This window comes from Gilliamella sp. W8136 (assembly GCF_016101285.1).
Lineage (GTDB): Bacteria > Pseudomonadota > Gammaproteobacteria > Enterobacterales > Orbaceae > Gilliamella > Gilliamella apicola_N.
Genome location: NZ_JACFQU010000017.1, coordinates 1 through 18,834, shown reverse-complemented (window position 1 = coordinate 18,834; position 18,834 = coordinate 1). Strand labels below are relative to the sequence as shown.

At 34.4% G+C, this 18,834-nt stretch carries 19 protein-coding genes and 1 pseudogene; 16 read left to right on the top strand and 4 right to left on the bottom strand.

The window, feature by feature from the left end:
* Positions 1 to 16: 16 nt before the first annotated feature.
* The 15 genes and pseudogenes from H3T96_RS11835 to H3T96_RS11765 all read left to right on the top strand — a co-directional run bounded on the left by H3T96_RS11835 (position 17) and on the right by H3T96_RS11765 (position 14,387).
* The gene (locus H3T96_RS11835; RefSeq protein ID WP_144092860.1) at positions 17 to 328 is read left to right on the top strand and encodes an antibiotic biosynthesis monooxygenase; all 312 of its coding nucleotides are present in this window, start codon (positions 17 to 19) and stop codon (positions 326 to 328) included.
* A gap of 431 nt (positions 329 to 759) precedes the next feature.
* The gene (locus H3T96_RS11830; RefSeq protein ID WP_086327624.1) at positions 760 to 1,356 is read left to right on the top strand and encodes a LemA family protein; all 597 of its coding nucleotides are present in this window, start codon (positions 760 to 762) and stop codon (positions 1,354 to 1,356) included.
* 8 nt (positions 1,357 to 1,364) lie between these two features.
* The gene (locus tag H3T96_RS11825; RefSeq protein ID WP_144092858.1) at positions 1,365 to 2,288 is read left to right on the top strand and encodes a YgcG family protein; all 924 of its coding nucleotides are present in this window, start codon (positions 1,365 to 1,367) and stop codon (positions 2,286 to 2,288) included.
* Between the two features lie 341 nt (positions 2,289 to 2,629).
* Positions 2,630 to 3,139, top strand: a complete 510-nt coding sequence (gene yceD / locus H3T96_RS11820) for a 23S rRNA accumulation protein YceD (protein ID WP_086326668.1) — start codon at positions 2,630 to 2,632, stop codon at positions 3,137 to 3,139.
* Between the two features lie 4 nt (positions 3,140 to 3,143).
* Positions 3,144 to 3,311 (top strand): 50S ribosomal protein L32, encoded by a 168-nt coding sequence (gene rpmF / locus H3T96_RS11815; RefSeq protein ID WP_025316508.1) that lies wholly within the window; start codon positions 3,144 to 3,146, stop codon positions 3,309 to 3,311.
* A gap of 33 nt (positions 3,312 to 3,344) precedes the next feature.
* On the top strand, positions 3,345 to 4,391 hold the full coding sequence (gene plsX, locus H3T96_RS11810) for a phosphate acyltransferase PlsX (protein WP_144092856.1): 1,047 nt from the start codon (positions 3,345 to 3,347) through the stop codon (positions 4,389 to 4,391).
* A 4-nt stretch (positions 4,392 to 4,395) separates the two neighbouring features.
* Entirely contained in the window at positions 4,396 to 5,349 is a 954-nt protein-coding gene (locus H3T96_RS11805; RefSeq protein ID WP_086326666.1) for a beta-ketoacyl-ACP synthase III, read from the top strand.
* 35 nt (positions 5,350 to 5,384) lie between these two features.
* Positions 5,385 to 6,320, top strand: a complete 936-nt coding sequence (fabD, locus tag H3T96_RS11800; RefSeq protein ID WP_086326665.1) for an ACP S-malonyltransferase — start codon at positions 5,385 to 5,387, stop codon at positions 6,318 to 6,320.
* A gap of 19 nt (positions 6,321 to 6,339) precedes the next feature.
* Positions 6,340 to 7,074, top strand: coding sequence for a 3-oxoacyl-ACP reductase FabG (gene fabG / locus H3T96_RS11795; RefSeq protein ID WP_086326664.1), 735 nt, complete (start codon positions 6,340 to 6,342; stop codon positions 7,072 to 7,074).
* A 150-nt stretch (positions 7,075 to 7,224) separates the two neighbouring features.
* Positions 7,225 to 7,458 carry an acyl carrier protein gene (gene acpP, locus H3T96_RS11790; protein WP_034948180.1) on the top strand — a complete coding sequence of 78 codons (234 nt, stop codon included), beginning with the start codon at positions 7,225 to 7,227 and terminating at the stop codon, positions 7,456 to 7,458.
* Positions 7,459 to 7,604: 146 nt separating this feature from the next.
* A complete protein-coding gene (gene fabF, locus H3T96_RS11785) occupies positions 7,605 to 8,849 on the top strand; it encodes a beta-ketoacyl-ACP synthase II (RefSeq protein WP_086326663.1) in 1,245 nt (414 codons plus the stop codon).
* A gap of 108 nt (positions 8,850 to 8,957) precedes the next feature.
* Positions 8,958 to 9,098: pseudogene (gldA, locus tag H3T96_RS11780) on the top strand (glycerol dehydrogenase); the annotation flags it as partial.
* Between the two features lie 208 nt (positions 9,099 to 9,306).
* Positions 9,307 to 12,789 carry a DNA polymerase III subunit alpha gene (gene dnaE / locus H3T96_RS11775; RefSeq protein WP_144092852.1) on the top strand — a complete coding sequence of 1,161 codons (3,483 nt, stop codon included), beginning with the start codon at positions 9,307 to 9,309 and terminating at the stop codon, positions 12,787 to 12,789.
* A 249-nt stretch (positions 12,790 to 13,038) separates the two neighbouring features.
* Positions 13,039 to 13,998 (top strand): acetyl-CoA carboxylase carboxyl transferase subunit alpha, encoded by a 960-nt coding sequence (gene accA, locus H3T96_RS11770; protein WP_144092850.1) that lies wholly within the window; start codon positions 13,039 to 13,041, stop codon positions 13,996 to 13,998.
* 20 nt (positions 13,999 to 14,018) lie between these two features.
* The gene (locus H3T96_RS11765) at positions 14,019 to 14,387 is read left to right on the top strand and encodes a diacylglycerol kinase (RefSeq protein WP_086308308.1); all 369 of its coding nucleotides are present in this window, start codon (positions 14,019 to 14,021) and stop codon (positions 14,385 to 14,387) included.
* Positions 14,388 to 14,498: 111 nt separating this feature from the next.
* On the opposite strand, the gene H3T96_RS11760 is transcribed toward H3T96_RS11765, so the two are convergent.
* The 4 genes from H3T96_RS11760 to metK form a co-directional block, all read right to left on the bottom strand.
* Positions 14,499 to 15,341: a 23S rRNA (adenine(2030)-N(6))-methyltransferase RlmJ gene (locus H3T96_RS11760; RefSeq protein WP_144092848.1), complete on the bottom strand. Its 843-nt coding sequence runs from the start codon at positions 15,339 to 15,341 to the stop codon at positions 14,499 to 14,501.
* Positions 15,335 to 15,709 (bottom strand): hypothetical protein, encoded by a 375-nt coding sequence (locus H3T96_RS11755; protein ID WP_086327637.1) that lies wholly within the window; start codon positions 15,707 to 15,709, stop codon positions 15,335 to 15,337. Before H3T96_RS11755 ends, H3T96_RS11760 begins: the two co-directional genes overlap by 7 nt.
* Before the next feature lie 258 nt (positions 15,710 to 15,967).
* Positions 15,968 to 16,471, bottom strand: a complete 504-nt coding sequence (locus tag H3T96_RS11750; RefSeq protein ID WP_144092846.1) for a SprT family zinc-dependent metalloprotease — start codon at positions 16,469 to 16,471, stop codon at positions 15,968 to 15,970.
* Entirely contained in the window at positions 16,455 to 17,606 is a 1,152-nt protein-coding gene (metK, locus tag H3T96_RS11745; RefSeq protein ID WP_086327472.1) for a methionine adenosyltransferase, read from the bottom strand. The genes H3T96_RS11750 and metK overlap by 17 nt, the downstream gene beginning before the upstream one ends.
* A 213-nt stretch (positions 17,607 to 17,819) precedes the next feature.
* On the opposite strand from metK, the gene murI reads away from it, so the two are divergent.
* Complete coding sequence (murI, locus tag H3T96_RS11740) at positions 17,820 to 18,644, top strand: glutamate racemase (RefSeq protein ID WP_144092844.1); 825 nt, start codon at positions 17,820 to 17,822, stop codon at positions 18,642 to 18,644.
* Positions 18,645 to 18,834 lie beyond the last annotated feature (190 nt).

Sequence of the window (18,834 nt, the reverse complement as noted above, 5' to 3'; positions counted from 1 at the left end):
ACAAAAGGAGATTTGGATGTATATAGTAATGAATCGTTTTAAGATTAAATGTGGGAGTGAAGATACATTTATTGAAATATGGCGTAACCGAGATAGTCATTTAAAAGACATGAAAGGATTTAATCGTTTTTACTTATTACGTGGAAAAAGTGAGGAAGAATATACGCTATTCTCATCGTATACTGAGTGGGAATCTAAAGCAGATTTTGACGCTTGGGTTAATTCCGAATATTTTCAACATACCCATCGTAACACTAACAATCGATCAAATAATAAAGATATTTATTTTGAACCAGCACAATTAGAGTGTTTTGAAATAATTCTATAATCAAAATAATTATAAAAGATAAAATAAGTTAACCAATTTATCTGAATTTTTGTTAATAAATTTTGTAAGTAATAATAAATGATATTGCGATGTATATTTTATAAGTAATTAGGATTATACTTCGCAAATTTGATAAAAAAAGATATAATATTTATAAGCTATGCTAAGTAATATAGATTTAGTTAGTAAATATCATTATATGATTTACTTAAATAGTTAACGCAAAATTACTTTTTCTTGAAGTCTTTTCTTTACAATTTTTCGCTACCCTTATTATTTTTCCATATTAGGCTGTATTTGTTTGTGGTTTTAAAAGCAAGTTTTAATACTAAGTAAAACGGCAGGATATATAGTTTTCAAATAGGTTATTTTATTTACTGTTTATAATTTGTTGAGTTATCGATTAATTCAATTATTTATAAGGACTTACAATGAAATCAAAATCTTTATTAATTATTATTATATTACTTATTATTGGGGCTTTTATCTTTTTTAAAGACTATAACAATATTCAAAACCAAGATGAAGCTGTAGCCGCTTCATGGTCTGAAGTTGTTAATCAATATAAACGTCGAGCTGATTTGGTTCCTAATTTAGTCAATACCGTAAAAGGTTATGCTTCTCATGAAAAAGACGTATTAACTCAAGTCACCGATGCTAGAGCTAAAGTCGGTTCAGTTCAAATTAATGCAGATCAACTTAGTGATCCTGCTTTATTTTCTAAATTCCAACAAGCACAATCTGAATTAAGTTCTGCGTTAAGTCGATTAATAGCAGTGAGTGAAAACTATCCTGATCTTAAAGCTAATACCCTTTATCAAGATTTAATGAGCCAACTTGAAGGTACGGAAAATCGTATTACTGTGGCGAGGGGAAGATACATCCAAACCGTCCAGAGTTTTAATAGTTATATTCGCAAATTACCGACTAAATGGGTTGCTGACATAATAGGGCAACAACCAAAACAACAATTTACTGTTGAAAATGAACAACAGATATCTAATGCTCCATCTGTCAATTTTGGGTAATAAGCATAATGAAAAAATATTATCTGCTCTTTTGTTTACTGTTTTTTAGTATTGTAAGCTATGCATTAACTGAAATTCCAACATTTGATCATCGTGTTATTGATACATCAGATACTTTAGAATCTTCGCAAATAGATGATTTGGAATCAACCTTGATTGGTTTTGAAAAGACGCGAACTGATGGTGCGCAGATTGCTGTATTGATGATTAATAAACTTGATAATGAAACGATTGAGCAGTATGCCGATCGGGTGTTTATTCAGTGGAAAATAGGTAAAAAAGAGAAAGATAATGGCATTTTATTATTAATTGTTAAAGATGATAAGTTGATGCGAATTGAAGTGGGTTATGGGTTTGAAGGAACTATTACTGACTTAATTGCCAGCCATATTATTCGTGAACAATTAGCGCCACAATTTAAGAAAAATGACTATTATCAAGGTATACATGATGCGCTTTCAGTTTTAATTAGTAAATTGAATGAACCTCAACAAGTACCAGAAACTAATAATGATACTGATCTCAAAACGGTACTTGCTAGTGAATTTGGTGCTAATTTATTTAACTATGGGTTAGCCTCCTTTTTGATATGTTTCGGTGTTGTGAGCTTATTTTTGATTAGTTCCACTAAACGTAGAGCCGCCAGAAGTTTAGGCACTGGTTTGTTAAATGGGATATCCGTTGGCGGTTTTACTTTGTTCAATGGTTATTCATTACATATTGTCTTGCCATTAATATTTTTAGCGTTTGTGGCTAGTACAATTTTAAGTGGAATTTTAACTATGAGTAGTAGTGGTCGAGGTCGAGGAGGTGGTTTCGGTGGTGGTAAAGGTGGTGGTAAAGGTGGTGGTTTTGGTGGAGGTTCATTCGGCGGTTTTGGTGGTGGAGGCGGTGGACGCAGTGGCGGTGGTGGTGCTTCTGGAAGTTGGTAATAATAAATGAGATATTTTATTTGCTCTATTTTTTAATTAATTCTTATTATTTATCGTTAAAAGTAATCAAGTTTTTCTTTCCTATATTCTATTTTTCTGATAAATAATAGTTAATGTAAATTTGATATTTAATATAAAAATCAAATTTAGCGATTATGTTTTTGACATGAACGAAATTATATAATCGGAATAAATATTAAGGTAATAATCAATAACTAAAACAAATTATCTTGTTTACGCCCATTGACGAAATCATGATTTAAAGGTAATATGCGCGCCTTACGGCATTGTGTAGTTTTTAACTATACTGAATAAAATTTTAAGGCAGATACACACATCTTATGCTAAATAAATTGCCATTAACAATTGACCCAATTAAAGCAGCGCAAAAACGGCTTGATTATGTTGGATATTATCCTATTCAAGCTATAACTAGGGTTGATTGTCCAAAAAGTGATATCACATGCAGCTTATCTTTTGATTTTGATGAGCAAAGACTTTGTGTTATCACAATTGATGCAAAAATGACGTTAGAGTTGATTTGTCAACGTTGTTTTAAACCTTTTATCACTGAAGTTCATGTGATGAATAAATTCAGTCCTGTTAAGAGCGATGCTCAAGCAGAGACTCTACCGGAACATTATGAGCCTGTTCTGATGAACGAGTTCGGCGAAGTAGATATATTAGCGTTACTTGAGGACGAAATTATTCTTTCGTTGCCAATTGCGCCGGTACATGATAGTAAACACTGCGAAGTGTCTGAGGCAGATATGGTATTTGGTGAAATTCCTGCTGAGAATGAAAAACCAAATCCATTTGCAATTTTAGTTAGTTTAAAGAATAAGGGGTAAATCCATGGCTGTTCAACAGAATCGTAAAACTCGTGCAAAACGTGGTATGCGTCGTTCTCATGATGCATTAACTGTTGCTAATATCTCAGTTGATGAATCAGGTAAAACTCATTTACGTCATCACGTAACCGCTGATGGTTATTATCGCGGTCGTAAAGTGATTTCTAAATAATAACTATTTAATTAGAAATCCTCAGGTGACATTTTGGATAATCTAACCATTGCGTTAGATGCTATGAGCGGGGACTTCGGTCCTCGTATTGTTGTACCTGCAGCAATACAAGCACTAAATTGTTATCCAAACCTTTCTTTGTTTCTGGTCGGCGATCCAACAGAAATCAGTTTCTCTTTGTCTAAAGAAAATTCCGAACTTGTCACTCAATATCAATCAAATGGTAGATTAAATTTGATCGAATCAAGTTCAGTAATTGCTAATGACATAAAACCTTCTTATGCAATTCGTCATAGCCAAGGCTCATCAATGCGAATAGCACTTGAATTTGTTAAAGATAACAAAGCTCAAGCATGTGTGAGCGCAGGTAATACAGGAGCATTAATGGGACTATCAAAGCTGTTATTACACTCATTAACAGGAATTGATCGTCCTGCTTTAGTGGCTACAATTCCCGCTTTAAATAATCAAAATACCGTAGTATTAGATCTTGGTGCCAATGCGCAGTGTGATAGTGATATGTTGGTACAATTTGCAATAATGGGCGAAATCTTAGCAAAAACCGTACTTAAGATAGAACATCCACGTGTTGCATTACTTAATATTGGTGAAGAAGATATTAAAGGTCTAGATAAAATCCGAGCAGCAGCAGAGATCTTAAAATCTAATGATCAAATTAATTATATTGGTTATTTGGAAGGTAATGAACTTTTAACTGGTAAAACAGATGTATTAGTATGTGATGGTTTTGTCGGTAATGTGACACTGAAAACTGTTGAAGGATTAATTAAAATTTTTATGTCTTCATTTAAATTATCTTTAGGTCGCCATTCATTTTTCATAAAATTATTAAGCAAATGGCTACAAAGGATGATTACAAAAAATTTTGGTTATTTAGATCCTGGGCGTTATAATGGAGCTTGTTTGCTTGGACTCCGAAGTATTGTGATTAAAAGTCACGGTAGTGCCAATCAAAAATCATTTTTTGCAGCAATTGAACAAGCTATTTTGGCAATACAAACAAATATACCAGAGAAGATTGCAATGAGCCTTTCTTCCGCATTACCCAAGAGCGAATAATTAGATGTATACAAAGATTTTAGGAACAGGGAGTTATCTTCCAAAACAGATAAGAACTAATACTGATCTTGAAAAAATGGTCGATACTAGCGATGAATGGATTACAACGCGGACAGGTATCAAGGAAAGACGCATTGCTGAACCAAACGAAACCGTTACAAGTATGGCTTATGAAGCAGCTATAAATGCAATAGATATGGCAAATATCAACAAAAATGATATTGGCATGATTATTGTTGCAACAGCAACTTCAGCCAATGCTTTTCCAAGTTCTGCAACAGAATTACAAGCTAAACTAGATATTGATGATGTCGTTGCGTTTGATGTGTCGGCAGCTTGCTCAGGATTTGTTTATGCGCTTGATATCGCAGATAAATACATTAAAAGTGGCGCTGTTAAATATGCATTAGTCGTTGGTTCAGATATGTTAACGCGAGGTGTTGATCCAAATGACCGTGGTACTATTATAATTTTTGGTGATGGTGCAGGCGCGGTTGTTGTTGGGGCATCAGATGAACCTGGTATTATTGCTTCACATCTTCATGCTGATGGGCGTTATGGTGACTTGTTGAAATATCCATATGTTGATCGTCGAAATATGAATGATCCCGTTTATATGACTATGCATGGTAACGACGTGTTTAAAGTTGCTGTTAAGGAACTTTCAAATTTAGTTGATGAGCTTTTAATGGAAAACTCATTTAATAAAGCAGATCTAGATTGGTTGGTGCCACATCAAGCTAATTTAAGAATTATTTCAGCAACAGCTAAACGTTTAGATATGGATATGAGTAAAGTTATTGTCACATTAGATAAACAGGGTAATACTTCCGCTGCTTCTGTTCCTTGTGCTTTAGATACAGGTGTGCGAGATGGGCGAATTCAACGAGGTCAACTAATTCTGTTAGAAGCTTTTGGTGGTGGCTTTGTTTGGGGTTCTGCACTAATTAGATTTTAATTTATGCTCTATTTTTAATGATCAAGGATTTAATAATGACCAAATTTGCAATGGTATTTCCAGGGCAAGGTTCACAAACTGTCGGCATGTTAAAAGATCTTGCTGATAATTATCCAATTGTGAAATCAACTTTTGCTGAAGCTTCTGAAGTACTCGGTTATGATTTATGGGCCTTAATACAAACTGGCCCAGCAGAAGAATTAAATAAAACATGGCAAACGCAACCAGCTTTACTTGCCTCATCTGTAGCTATATATAGAGTATGGCAAAGCGAAAATGGTTCTGAACCTGATTTTATGGCAGGACACAGTTTAGGTGAGTATTCAGCTTTAGTTTGTGCGGGTGTGATCGATTTTAAAGATGCGATTAAACTTGTTGAGTTGCGGGGAAAATTAATGCAAGAAGCCGTACCAAATGGTACTGGAGCTATGTATGCAATTATTGGATTAGATAATGACTCGATTCGTCTTGCATGCGAACAAGCGGCGCAAGGTCAAGTTGTTGCACCGGTGAATTTTAATTCTCCTGGTCAAGTTGTTATTGCAGGTAATAAAGAAGCGGTTGAGCGAGCAGGTGTTTTATGTAAAGAGGCGGGAGCTAAACGGGCATTACCTCTTGCAGTGAGCGTACCTTCACACTGTGCTTTAATGAAGCCTGCGGCGGATAAATTAGCATCAACCCTAAATAGCATCACGTTTAATGCACCAAAATTTGCCGTAATTAACAACGTTGATGTCAAAGTTGAATCTGCCGCTGATAATATTAAAAGAGCTTTAATTGCTCAGCTTTATAGCCCAGTACGCTGGACTGAAACAGTTGAAGAAATGGCTAATCAAGGTGTAACATTGTTAGTGGAAATGGGGCCTGGGAAAGTATTAACAGGTCTAACTAAACGTATTGTCGACACGCTGTCTGGTTGTGCTGTCAATGATAAAGCTTCATTAGATGCCGCATTGGAAATTACTAAATAAAAGATAAAAAGAGGTAAATATGAACCTATCAGGAAAAATTGCTTTAGTCACTGGCGCTAGCCGTGGCATAGGTAAAGCAATTGCAGAAAAACTTGTTGCTTGTGGCGCAACAGTCATTGGAACAGCGACAACAGAAAATGGTGCTGAGGCTATTAGCCAATACTTAGGTCAAAATGGTAAAGGATTAGCCTTAAATGTTACTGATGAAGCATCAATTGAATCGGTAATTAGTACAATCAAAGCTGAATTTGGTGATATTGATATTTTGGTTAATAATGCCGGCATTACTCGTGATAATTTGTTAATGCGAATGAAAGATGATGAATGGCAGGATATTTTAGATACAAACTTAACTTCTGTTTTTCGTCTATCTAAAGCATTAATGCGTACAATGATGAAAAAGCGTTATGGCAGAATTATAACTATTGGTTCAGTAGTTGGTGCTATGGGTAATGCTGGTCAGTCTAATTATGCCGCAGCTAAAGCAGGACTAATTGGTTTTAGTAAATCACTTGCCCGTGAGGTAGCTTCACGAGGTATTACTGTTAATGTTGTTGCTCCGGGTTTTATTGCAACAGATATGACAGCAGCTTTAACTGATGAACAAAAAGCGTTAACAGTGGCACAAGTTCCTGTAGGGCGTTTAGGTGAACCAGCTGAAATTGCAAGTGCTGTAGCATTTTTAGCATCAGATGAAGCATCTTATATTACTGGTGAAACTTTGCATGTCAATGGTGGCATGTATATGGTGTAATTGATTAGAATAGTGTAAAATAAGCCAATATTTTAACATTTAGCTTAAGAAATAAGCAATTGGGTTGAAAAATGATTTGCATCTTTTTCAACATTTTATAAACTTACATTCACCGCCACTTTTGGCGATTTTTATAGGAAAAAAAAGAGTATGAGTACTATTGAAGAGCGAGTTAAGAAAATTATTGTTGAGCAACTTGGTGTGAAAGAGGAAGAAGTTAAAAATGAGTCTTCTTTCGTTGAAGATCTTGGTGCTGACTCTCTTGATACAGTTGAGCTAGTTATGGCTTTGGAAGAAGAATTTGATACTGAAATTCCAGATGAAGAAGCTGAAAAAATTACAACTGTACAATCAGCAATTGATTATATTACTGCAAATCAGTAAGGTTGCAGGTTTTTTTAATAGGCGGTCAAGTGATCGCCTAGTTCGTATTCTTATCTTTAATTTTTTAATGTGAGAATATTGAACTAAAACTTAAAATAAATTTTCAATGATTCAAATTTCATTTCAATCCTTTTCTGGAGGACAATGTGTCTAAACGCAGAGTTGTTGTCACAGGAATGGGCATGATATCTCCAGTCGGTAATACAGTTGAATCCACTTGGCAAGCACTTTTAGCAGGCCAAAGCGGTGTTGAACTCATAGAACACTTTGATACTGCCCCTTTCGCAACGCACTTCGCCGCTATGGTTAAGAACTTTGATGGCGAAGATTATAATATTTCACGTAAAGATGCGCGTAAAATGGATTATTTTATCCAATATGGTATTGCCGCAGGTATACAAGCAATGCAAGATGCTGGTATTGAAATAACGGAAGAAAATGCAGAACGTATTGGTTGTGCTATTGGTTCGGGTATTGGTGGACTTGGATTAATTGAAGAAAATCATAGCGCATTAGTCAATGGTGGACCTAGGAAAATTAGTCCGTTTTTTGTACCATCTACAATTGTTAATATGATTGCAGGACATCTATCTATTATTTATGGATTAAAAGGACCAAGTATTGCTATTGCTACAGCTTGTTCTTCAGGTGTTCATAATATAGGGAATGCTGCGCGTATGATTGCTTATGGTGATGCTGATGCAATGTTAGCTGGTGGCGCAGAAAAAGGAAGTACTCCTCTTGGTATTGGCGGGTTTGGCGCAGCTCGTGCATTATCTACAAATAATGATAATCCTAAAGGTGCAAGTCGACCATGGGACAAAGATCGAGATGGTTTTGTGCTTGGTGATGGTGCGGGTATTATGTTCTTAGAAGAATATGAACATGCTAAAAAACGTGGCGCTAAAATCTACGCTGAATTAGTTGGATTTGGTATGAGTAGTGATGCATATCACATGACCTCACCACCACCAGATGGCAATGGTGCAGCATTAGCTATGAAATGCGCACTTCGTGATGCAGGAATAACTCCTGAACAAGTGGGATATATTAATGCTCATGGTACATCTACACCAGCTGGTGATAAAGCTGAAACGCAAGCGGTTAAAAGTATTTTTAAAGAAAATGCTAATAAAGTAATGGTTAGCTCAACTAAGTCAATGATTGGTCATTTACTTGGTGCAGCGGGTGCTGTTGAGTCAATTTTTACTGTGCAGGCATTACATGATCAAGCTATTCCACCAACTATTAATTTGGATAACCCAGATGAAGGTTGTGATCTTGATTATGTACCTCATACCGCTCGTCAAGTTAAGAATTTAGAATATGCACTTTGTAATTCGTTTGGTTTCGGTGGAACCAATGGTTCAGTGTTATTTAAAAAAATCTAATTCTATTTTGCTTTCCCATCACTATAAAAAGTGATGGGAGTGAGAAATTCCTTTCTATATTACTGCTTAATAATGGTTTTACTGCATTAGAAGAAACGATAGGTAGCCTTAGCTATGTTAATGTTGATAGACAGTGATCCAGATATGATTGACACTGTTTATACATTTTGTGAATCGGTTGGATTACCAACAACCCTAGCAGAAATAGGTTTAATTGATGTTAATGATGATGACTTGATAAAAGCAGCAAATGCAGAAAGATTTCGTCGTAAAAAACATTAAAAATTCTATTCAGATTATGTTATCTAAAGTTAAAAAGCTCTCGTTGATATTATGTACAATAGTTTCTATTGTTGCGACCTTATATAAATTTGTGCTGGTAAACAGAATAAGAATATTCATCTTGCTTGTGTTATAATGCTAACCATTTTTTATATCATTTTTATTTCCGGTAATTATGGCAGAACCCAAATTTATTCATCTTCATTTACATAGCGATTTTTCCATGATTGATGGAATTGCTAAAGTCGGTACATTAGTTAGTGAAGTGAGCAAATTGCAGATGCCAGCTTTTGCGATCACTGATTTTACAAATCTTTGCGGACTGGTTAAATTTTATGGTTCTGCAATGTCCAAAGGAATTAAACCTATTATTGGTGCCGATTTAGTTATTAAAAATCCTCAACTATCAGATGATATCTATCAGTTAACATTATTAGCTGCAACAAATGAGGGATATCAAAATCTTACTTTATTAATTTCTAAAGCTTATCAGCGAGGCTATATTGGTGATATGCCTGTAGTGGATCAACAATGGCTGGTTGAGCATAGAGCAGGATTAATTGTTTTAGCTGGAAGAGAAAGTGATATTGGTATTGGCATTACTCGTAATAATCAGGCAATAGTTGATAATGGAATTAATTTTTATTTTGAAAATTTTCCTAATCATTTTTATTTTGAACTGGTACGAACGGGCCGTACTAATGAAGAATTATTCATTCATACTGCCGTAAAACTTGCCGAACAACATCAATTACCTGTTGTTGCTACCAATGATGTTAGATTTTTAAAATCCTCAGATTTTGAAGCTCATGAAATTCGTGTGGCCATTCATGATGGCAATACACTTGAAGATCCTAATCGCCCTAAAAACTACTCTTCTCAACAGTATCTTCGTAGTGAACAAGAGATGTGTGACCTATTTTCGGATATTCCTGAAGCTTTGGCAAATAGCGTTGAAATAGCAAAACGATGTAATGTTACAATTCGACTTGGTGAATACTTTTTACCTAAATTTCCAACTGGAGATATGTCAACCGAAGATTTTTTAGTCTATAAATCAAAAATCGGTTTAGAAGAAAGACTTGAATTTTTATTTCCCGATCCTGAAACAAGAAAACAAAGAAGATCGGAATATGATGAACGCTTGGAAACAGAATTAAATGTCATTAATCAGATGGGTTTTCCTGGCTATTTCTTGATAGTTATGGAGTTTATACAATGGTCAAAAGATAATGATATTCCTGTCGGACCTGGACGTGGATCTGGTGCGGGCTCTCTCGTTGCTTATGCTTTAAAAATTACTGATTTAGATCCGTTAGCTTTTGATTTGCTGTTTGAACGTTTCTTGAATCCCGAACGTGTTTCAATGCCTGACTTTGATGTCGACTTTTGTATGGAAAAACGCGATCTGGTTATCGACCATGTTGCTGATATGTATGGTCGGGATGCTGTTTCACAAATTATCACTTTTGGTACGATGGCAGCTAAAGCGGTAATACGTGATGTCGGTCGAGTACTAGGACATCCTTATGGATTTGTTGATCGTATTTCTAAATTAATTCCACTTGATCCCGGAATGACTCTGGCAAAAGCTTTTGAAGTTGAACCTCAACTCCAAGATTTATACGATAATAATGAAGAGATTAAATCATTAATTGACATTGCGCGTCAATTAGAAGGGGTCACACGAAATGCGGGTAAACATGCTGGTGGGGTGGTAATTTCACCGACTAAGATTACAGATTTCGCACCAATTTATTGTGATCCAGAAGGAAATCATCCAGTAACTCAGTTTGATAAAAATGATGTTGAATATGCTGGACTGGTAAAGTTTGACTTTTTAGGACTACGTACATTAACCATTATTAATTGGGCAATTAAAATGATTAATGAACGTCAGTTGAGAAATGGTCAGCCGCCAGTTGATATCAATCGCATAGAACTTGATGATAAAGATTCTTTTGAACTGTTGTTAAAAGCCGAAACAACAGCTGTATTCCAGCTGGAATCTAGAGGAATGAAAGATTTGATTCGGCGTTTAAAACCAGACTGCTTTGAGGATATGATAGCGTTAGTAGCACTGTTTCGTCCTGGTCCACTACAATCTGGCATGGTAGATAATTTTATCGATCGTAAACACGGTCGAGAAGATGTTTCTTATCCCGATATAAAATACCAACATGAGTCATTAAAACCAATATTAGATCCAACCTATGGTATTATTTTATATCAAGAACAAGTTATGCAGATCGCTCAAACCTTATCTGGTTACACGTTAGGTGGAGCCGATTTATTGCGTCGAGCTATGGGTAAGAAAAAACCTGAAGAAATGGCAAAACAGCGCTCAGTGTTCAAAGAAGGAGCAGAAAAACAAGGTGTTGATGGCGAACTTGCGATGCGTATATTCGATTTAGTTGAAAAGTTTGCTGGTTATGGATTTAATAAATCTCACTCTGCTGCTTATGCACTTGTTTCTTATCAAACATTGTGGTTAAAAACACACTATCCGGCTGAATTTATGGCAGCAGTGATGACTGCTGATATGGATAATACTGACAAAATCGTTGGTTTAGTTGATGAATGTTTAAGAATGGGATTAAAAGTTAATCCTCCTGATATTAATAGTGGTCTTTACCATTTTCATGTGAATGATAAGGGTGAGATTGTTTACGGTATAGGTGCTATAAAAGGGGTTGGTGAAGGGCCAATTGAAGCTATTGTTGAAGCTCGTAACAGTGGTGGATATTTTAAAAATATCTTTGAACTTTGTGCCAGAACAGACATGAAGAAAATCAATCGCCGGATACTTGAAAAGCTCACTATGGCTGGAGCTTTTGACAAATTAGGACCACACCGAGCAGCGATTTTACATAGTATTAATGATGCGATGCAAGCCGCAGATCAATATGCCAAAGCCCAAGATATCGGACAAGAAGATATGTTCGGTGTTTTAGCCGAGGAGCCAGAGCAAGTTGAACATGCTTATGCTGCAGTTCCCGAATTACCTGCTCAAGTGTTATTAGATGGTGAGCGAGAAGCATTAGGACTATATTTAACAGGCCATCCAGTAACTCAGTATTTAAAGGAATTGAATCGTTATTCCGGAGGGTTACGAATAAGCGAGGCTTCTCCTACTGGTTGGGGAAAACTTGCAACTTTTGCAGGTATAGTTGCTGATGCTAGAGTTAGGATAACTAAAAAAGGTAATAAGATTGGTTTGTTTACTCTAGATGATCGTTCAGGTCGTATTGATGGAATGCTGTTTGCCGATTCTTTGGAAAAATTCGGGCATCTACTCGTAAAAGATAAAATTCTCATTGTGTCAGGACAAGTTAGTCACGATGATTTTAACGGTGGACTCAAAATGTCAGTACGAGATATTGTAGATTTAAAAGATGCTCGAGCAAAATATGTAAAAGGTCTTGCTGTTACATTAACTGAAATTGAAGCTAATCGTTCAATACTACAACGATTACAACAAATTTTTGAACCTTATCGTCATGGAAGTGTACCTGTTAATTTATATTATCATCGCGATGATTCTGTAGTGCGTATTCAATTTGGTACTACATGGAGAATAATACCAGAAGATGCCTTAATTGTTGAATTAAAAACATTACTTGGTAACGATCGTATTGAATTTGAGTTTGACAAATAATAACTAAATAATTACCTATCAATTAAGAGTTATTGATTTAAAAGATCAGATCAATTAAAGTCACTATTATTAAAAACTAGTGACTTTATTTTTGGATAATTGAAGTAAATTGATATAAATGTTGGTGACTTCAATAAGTATTACATAGTAGAATTGACTTAATTTTATCTTAAGAAATAGTCAGTATACTTTAGTTAATGATGTATTTTTTAGGAAATACAAATAAAATAAGAGGCAATCATAAGCGTTATGAACAATTTTTTGGAATTTGAAAAGCCGATAGCGGAATTAGAAGCAAAAATTAATTCCTTAAAGAATATTGATTCGCAACAAGTTGAATTAGATCTAAATTTAGATAAAGAGATTAAACAATTAAATCGAAAAAGCCGCGAGTTAACAAAAAAAATATTTGCAAACCTATCGCCTTGGGATGTAGCACAATTAGCTAGACACCCCAATAGACCCTATACATTAGATTACATAAAAGAAATTTTCACTGATTTTGATGAATTGGCCGGTGATCGTGCATATGCCGATGATAAAGCAATAGTTGGTGGTATTGCTCGTATTGAGGAACGTGCAGTTATGGTTATCGGACATCAAAAGGGACGAGAAACCAAACAGAAAATATATCGTAACTTTGGTATGCCTGCTCCAGAAGGTTATCGTAAAGCATTAAGGCTAATGCAATTAGCGGAGCGTTTTAAATTACCTATTATTACTTTTATTGATACTCCTGGTGCATATCCTGGTATTGGAGCAGAAGAACGCGGCCAAGCTGAGGCTATTGCCAGAAATTTGCGAGAAATGTCACGTCTTAAAGTACCTACAATTTGTACCGTTATTGGTGAAGGTGGGTCTGGAGGTGCACTTGCTATTGGCGTATCAGATAAAGTTAATATGATGCAATATAGTACTTATTCGGTTATTTCGCCTGAAGGTTGTGCATCTATTTTATGGAAAAGTGCTGATAAAGCATCTGTAGCGGCTGAAGCAATGAACATGACCGCTGATAAATTACTTAAACTAAATCTTATTGATGCAATTGTACCAGAGCCACTAGGTGGAGCTCATCGTGATTATGCTAAAGTAGCTGCATCATTAAAAAAACAATTGATTAGTGATCTTGATGAACTTGAAAGTATGGATTTATCGGCTTTACTTGAAAGAAGGTTTCAACGATTAATGAACTATGGTTATGTGAGATAATTTTTAATTTGGAATTTATAATGGAAAAATCGACAGGATTACAGCGCATTGTTAATGCCACAAAGTATTCTTTAAAAGGTTTTAAATCTGCAATTATCTATGAAACGGCATTTCGACAAGAGCTGATTTTGTTGTTGGTAGCTTATGTTATAGTTATGTTAATAGATTTTACCATCTATGAGCGAATTCTATTACTTGGCTCAATAGGTTTTGTTATGATTGTAGAATTGCTTAACAGTGCTATTGAATGCGTTGTCGATCGAATCGGTAGTGAGAGACACGAATTATCTGGAAGAGCAAAGGACTACGGTTCTGCAGCAGTATTCATGTCACTGTTATTGACTATTATTTTATGGATTTATCTATTTTCTTGCCATTTTTTCTCTTAATATTACTTAAATGTGATGTTTTCCTAAAACATCTAGACAAAAAGTAAATTTACTATAGACATTCATATTAAAAATGCGAGATCGTTACTCGCATTTTTAATAAAATTGATATTATTCCGAAACCAGCTCTTGTGCAATAAAACTACCAGTTTTCTCAACATCTAAGGTATTTTTTAGCCATGGTAATATTGTTTGCATTTGTGCATGTAATTTCCATGGTGGATTAATCACTAACATTCCTGAAGCAGTCATACCTTTTTGATTATTATCTGGTTTTATTGCTAATTCAAATTGTGAAATTCGTCTAATTCCTAATTTAATAATACTATCGATCATTTTTTGAGTTTGTGTTCGTGATACAACTGGATACCAAATTAGATAAACACCCGTTGCAAAACGTTTATAAGCTTCAAATAATGCTTTAGGTATTATTTGATAATCGTCTTTAATTTCATAAGATGGATCAATTAAAATAATCCCACGACGAAACTGATGTGGTAGCTTAGATTTTAATTGTGCAAAACCATCTTCACGTAACACTTTTGCTCTTTTATCTTTACTAAATTCCTGACGTAATAATGGATAATCTGTAGGATGTAATTCTGTTAAATTAAGCTTGTCTTGTTGTCGTAATAATTGTTTAGCAATTAAAGGTGATCCTGGATAATATTTTAATTCACTAAAAGGATTATATCTTTTTATTACAGATAGATAAGTGTTAAGCAATTCCGGTATATTAGGTTGTTGCCATAGCAGATTAATCCCTGATAAATATTCTCCAGTTTTTTCCGAATGCTCACTTTTCAACAAATATCTACCAGCACCAGAATGTGTGTCTAAATATAAAAAAGGTTTTTCTTTTTCTTTTAATGCGTTGATGCATAATGTTAATACAATATGTTTTAATACATCTGCATGATTTCCTGCGTGATAGCTATGCCGATAGCTTAACATGACTTATTTAACCTTTTTTGTTCATTTTTCTGCATATAGAAAGTTGTTAATGCTAAACTTAAAAGACATGGTATTTCCATCAACTCTTCAATTAGATCTTTTCGAGTACGTTCTAAAACTAAAAATTCATATCCTAAACGTCTATGTTCAGCAACGTCAGCAATACCTAAAAAAAGAAATGCAAAAAATAAATGCCAAACGGGAATTGTCTCATATTTATATCGACGAACTATTTCTTGACGAATAGTTGGCAAAAATATAGTTAATAATGGGATTGCAATGATAATACTGGCAATAATTTTATAATAAAAACGAGGAACATCAGGGAAAAAATCACGTCCCCAGCTAATGCCTCGACCAAAAAGCATAAACCACCAAAATATTGTCCAAATCCAGAATTTAAAAAGGTTTGTATGATTCTTAACGCTTTTAGCATAATGATATGTGTAACAACACATAAATAATAAGAATAATGACTGTAAATGTTCAACTAAGCTAACAGTTAATTTATTGTATAACGGAAGCCAAAAGTTACCTGTAATATATAGAAAAATGCTCAGAATCACAATAAACATAGAGCTTTTGTAAAAGTGTGTATCAAATTTAGGCATAATTTATTTTAATAATTAAATAATATTTTTAAGTTTAAGTATAGTACCGCATTTACGACATTGATAACTAGTTTTATTCTTTTTAATTTTATTATGTCTTATTGGTGATAAATAATGTTCTTGGCAATCACATATATATACATACTCGTAACGTTTAAAATTAAAATTATGGGTAACTTTAGGGGGCTTCTTCATTATTTCTGACATGATATATTGCCATTCTTTACCATGAGGTTTTACTTTTCCATAGATTTGAAAGGTAATAAGATGAGCTAATTCATGAGGAACAACCTCCTCAATAAAATTTTCCCCATTTTCACAAAGCATTGTGATGTTAAGTTGAATTTCCCAATAATTTAATACTGCACTGCCTGCTATACTGCCTTTTGATTTATAACTAATTTTGGGTTCTTTATATTCAGTGTGTAGCAGGCGATTGGCTTGAAGTAAGTATCTCCTTAAACAAGCCATTACCTGATTATGTAAATAAATTGGTATGCGTTTATAATCCTGCTGCATCGCGAAGTAGTGCTGCTTTATCGGTTTTTTCCCAAGGAAATATATCTCGACCAAAATGACCGTAGGTTGCAGTTTTTTGATAAATTGGTTGAATCAGATCAAGCATTTGAATTAGCCCATAAGGTCTTAGATCAAAAAATTCTTTGATTAACGAGACAATTTTATCGTGTCCAACTTTCTCAGTACCAAAAGTATTAACATAAACAGAAGTAGGGTTAGCAATACCAATTGCATAAGAAATTTGCAATTCACATTTATCAGCAAGCCCTGCTGCCACAAGATTTTTAGCAACATATCTTGCTGCATAAGCCGCTGAGCGATCAACCTTTGAAGGATCTTTTCCTGAAAAAGCTCCACCACCGTGACGGGCTGCACCACCATAAGTATCTACAATGATTTTTCGACCAGTTAATCCACAATCTCCCATTGGACCCCCAATAACAAAACGCCCAGTTGGATTAATAAAATATTTAGTTCTTGAGGTTAACCATTCGGCAGGCAATGTCGGTTTAATGATTTCCTCCATTACAGCCTCTTGTATAACTTTTTGTTCAATGCCATCTGAATGTTGAGTTGATAAAACGATTGTATCGACCCCTTTTATTTGTCCATTTTGATAAATTAATGTGACTTGGCTTTTTGCATCAGGTCTTAACCATGGAAGCGTACCATTTTTTCTTACTTCAGCTTGGCGGCGCATCAAATCATGAGCATAGCTGATTGCAGCAGGCATTAGATTAGGCATTTCATTAGTTGCATAACCAAACATAATACCTTGGTCACCGGCACCTTGTTCCAATGGATCTTCTCTATCTACACCTTGATTAATATCGGGAGATTGTTTACCAATTGCATTTAATACAGCACAAGAATTCGCATCAAATCCCATTTCTGAACTGGTATAACCAATATCATTAATTGTTTTTCTTGTTAATTCTTCTATATCTACCCAAGCAGAAGTCGTAATTTCACCGCCAACTAATGCCATACCTGTTTTTACATACGTCTCGCAAGCAACGCGAGCCTTTGGATCTTGCTTTAAGATTGCATCAAGTACGGCATCAGATATTTGATCGGCAATTTTATCTGGATGACCTTCTGAAACAGATTCAGATGTAAATAAAAATTCTGACATAGAATACCTTTTAACTTAATTGTGTTTAGTAATCGAAATATAATACCTAATTTCTGGGAATCTATTTTAGCAGTTTTACCATCTAGACGTCTATCTTAATAACTATAAAATATTGAAGAAATTTTGATACAGATAAAATTACTTGCATTAATTTCTATTCAATTTACGATATTGTGCGTTTTCTGTTTCTTATCTAATAAAGTTTAATTTAATATGAATATTATAAAACAATCTCCTGTGGTGTTAGTATTTGATTCTGGCATTGGTGGATTATCTGTTTATAATGAAATTTACAATAAAATGCCTAATGCGCAGTATATTTATGCGTTTGATAATGAAATGTTTCCTTATGGAGATAAATCTCCAGAGTTTTTAGTTAATAGAGTTAATTCTGTTATAAAAACCATTACTAAGTTTCAACAAATTGATTTAGCGGTTATTGCATGCAATACTGCTAGTACAATTTGCCTACCTAGCTTGCGTGCCAAATTTCTTTTTCCTATAGTGGGTGTAGTACCTGCTATTAAACCTGCAAGTTTACTAACAAAAAATAAGTGCATAGGATTATTAGCAACAAAAGCAACTATTGAAAGGGCTTATACAACAAATTTAATTAAACAATTTGCTAATCATTGTTCAGTTAAATTATTAGGTCTATCTGAATTAGCACTTATAGCAGAAAATAAATTACAAGGTATTACTGTTGATATGCAACATTTAAAAGAGTTGATGCATCCATGGCTCAGTTTACAAACTATTCCTGACACAATTGTTCTTGGATGTACTCATTATCCTTTTATTAAAGAAGAATTGCAGATGATTTTTCCTCAAGTAAACTTTATTGATTCAGGTTATGCAATTGCAACAAGAGTATATAATTTATTAAAAGATAAATATGACGCAAACAGAATACTTTCATGTGAGAAAAAAAATATCATATTAAGTACGGCCTACAATCAGTCTGTTGAAGAATTGATTAAAAAATTATCTAAATATAATCTCTATAAATATCAATGCATTAATGTTTTGGATGTTTAAAGGTTATTCGAACGATTAAATATTTAAGCTTTTTCACTTGCCAAAAAAAATGAAATGCCTATAATGCGCATCCACTGACACGGCGTCAGCGACAAGCAGACGAAAATAGTGTGAGTGAGCAAGGTCAAAAATTTTGAAAAAAGATCTTGACGAATAAAAAGGTGTAGCGTAGTATACGCATCCCTTGAGA

What these genes read in the sequence shown, in the direction of transcription:
- H3T96_RS11835 (WP_144092860.1), top strand. Translation starts at nt 17, where the DNA reads ATGTATATAGTAATGAATCGTTTTAAGATTAAATGTGGGAGTGAAGAT.
- H3T96_RS11830 (WP_086327624.1), top strand. Translation starts at nt 760, where the DNA reads ATGAAATCAAAATCTTTATTAATTATTATTATATTACTTATTATTGGG.
- H3T96_RS11825 (WP_144092858.1), top strand. Translation starts at nt 1,365, where the DNA reads ATGAAAAAATATTATCTGCTCTTTTGTTTACTGTTTTTTAGTATTGTA.
- yceD (WP_086326668.1), top strand. Translation starts at nt 2,630, where the DNA reads ATGCTAAATAAATTGCCATTAACAATTGACCCAATTAAAGCAGCGCAA.
- rpmF (WP_025316508.1), top strand. Translation starts at nt 3,144, where the DNA reads ATGGCTGTTCAACAGAATCGTAAAACTCGTGCAAAACGTGGTATGCGT.
- H3T96_RS11805 (WP_086326666.1), top strand. Translation starts at nt 4,396, where the DNA reads ATGTATACAAAGATTTTAGGAACAGGGAGTTATCTTCCAAAACAGATA.
- fabD (WP_086326665.1), top strand. Translation starts at nt 5,385, where the DNA reads ATGACCAAATTTGCAATGGTATTTCCAGGGCAAGGTTCACAAACTGTC.
- fabG (WP_086326664.1), top strand. Translation starts at nt 6,340, where the DNA reads ATGAACCTATCAGGAAAAATTGCTTTAGTCACTGGCGCTAGCCGTGGC.
- acpP (WP_034948180.1), top strand. Translation starts at nt 7,225, where the DNA reads ATGAGTACTATTGAAGAGCGAGTTAAGAAAATTATTGTTGAGCAACTT.
- dnaE (WP_144092852.1), top strand. Translation starts at nt 9,307, where the DNA reads ATGGCAGAACCCAAATTTATTCATCTTCATTTACATAGCGATTTTTCC.
- accA (WP_144092850.1), top strand. Translation starts at nt 13,039, where the DNA reads ATGAACAATTTTTTGGAATTTGAAAAGCCGATAGCGGAATTAGAAGCA.
- H3T96_RS11765 (WP_086308308.1), top strand. Translation starts at nt 14,019, where the DNA reads ATGGAAAAATCGACAGGATTACAGCGCATTGTTAATGCCACAAAGTAT.
- H3T96_RS11760 (WP_144092848.1), bottom strand. Translation starts at nt 15,341, where the DNA reads ATGTTAAGCTATCGGCATAGCTATCACGCAGGAAATCATGCAGATGTA.
- H3T96_RS11755 (WP_086327637.1), bottom strand. Translation starts at nt 15,709, where the DNA reads ATGCTTTTTGGTCGAGGCATTAGCTGGGGACGTGATTTTTTCCCTGAT.
- H3T96_RS11750 (WP_144092846.1), bottom strand. Translation starts at nt 16,471, where the DNA reads ATGCAGCAGGATTATAAACGCATACCAATTTATTTACATAATCAGGTA.
- metK (WP_086327472.1), bottom strand. Translation starts at nt 17,606, where the DNA reads ATGTCAGAATTTTTATTTACATCTGAATCTGTTTCAGAAGGTCATCCA.
- murI (WP_144092844.1), top strand. Translation starts at nt 17,820, where the DNA reads ATGAATATTATAAAACAATCTCCTGTGGTGTTAGTATTTGATTCTGGC.